Raw genomic sequence first — 1407 nt, forward strand, 5'->3', positions numbered from 1 at the left:
AGGCATGGCCATACACCGGCATGGTGCTGTCCGAGTCGATCATGTCCGACCAGGTCGCATTGTCGAAAACAGTCAACACCCTGGCGAAGAAGACCATCATCCAGGATGGGCAGACGCAAACGCTGTATCCCTACATCGGCAGCAGTACGGTGGAACGGCACGACCTGGCCGGAAATACCTACGACATGGGGACGGTGATCACCGAGAACACGTTTGATGATTACGGCAATTTGACGCTGCAAAAGACGTCGACCAGCGGTGACGGTAAGACCTTCGGCAGCGAGGTCACCACGATCTATTCGAGCGCGACTCCGACGTGGGTCGCGTCATGGCTCATCAGCCTGCCAACCAAGGTCACACAGAAGAAAACCAATGCTGACCTTGTCAGCCTGACGCGGACGGTTGATTACGAATACGACATCAATACTGGCCTGCGCACCAAAGCGACGACGGAGAAGGGCACTGCCGCGCTGTCGGTGGTGACCGACTATGGCTATGTCGGAAACAAATTTGGACTGGTCAGCTCGAAGAAGGAAAGCTGGAAAGATCCTTTGTCGCTGACGACGAAATCGCGCACGTCATCACGCACGTTTGACAGTAAAGGCCGCTTCCCGAGCGTAGTCACCAATGCGGCGGGGCACACAGAAACCTCGACCTATGATGGTGCCACCGGCGTGCGGATCAGTCTGAAGGACGTGAACGAACTAACGACTACCTGGACCGCAGATAATTTCGGTCGGGTTCGTTCCGAACTACGTCCCGATGGTAATGAAACCCGCTTTGGCTTGCCGAAAAAATGTGTAGGCGAATGCCGTGGTGACGCCGCGCTGGTGCAGATCGTGGAGTACTTCCATGGCAGTTCGCGTAGCGCCGTCCCCATGCTCACCTACAGCGACGAGGTAGGGCACGTGCTGAGCCAACAGAGCTGGGGCTACAAGGGAGACGCTGTCTATACGGATCAGACCTACGACGATATGGGACGCCTGAAGGCGCGCTACCAGCCCGCATTCGGCACGGCGTCCACCACCTATATCTCGTCACGGCTGGAGTACGACATCCTGAACCGGGTGATCCATTCGTATGCATTGGATGAGGCCAACAAGGAGCAGCTCAGTCAATCGGACTACAACGGCCTGACAGTGACACTAACCAATCCGCTGACGTACATGCGCATCGACAAGCGCAATGTGATTGGTCAGATCGAGCAGGTGACCGATGCGTTGAAAGGGGTGACGAAATTCGCCTATGATTCGTTCGGTAATTTGAGCAAGACGACGGACCCACGCAACAATATCATCACGGTGGAGTACGATTTACTGGGCCGGAAAACCAAGCTGAGCGATCCCGACCTGGGTGTTGTCCAATACACGCCGGATCCGCTTGGTCGGGTGGTGGCGCAGAGTACGC

At 56.3% G+C, this 1407-nt stretch carries 1 protein-coding gene; it reads left to right on the forward strand.

Annotated features, from left to right (window positions below; genetic code table 11):
- Nucleotides 1–41: 41 nt before the first annotated feature.
- Nucleotides 42–1407: RHS repeat domain-containing protein (locus V6M89_RS30370; RefSeq protein WP_332856712.1), on the forward strand; the 1366-nt coding region annotated here is incomplete at its 3' end.

This window comes from Duganella sp. S19_KUP01_CR8, from assembly GCF_036688705.1.
Taxonomy (GTDB): Bacteria; Pseudomonadota; Gammaproteobacteria; order Burkholderiales; family Burkholderiaceae_D; genus Rugamonas.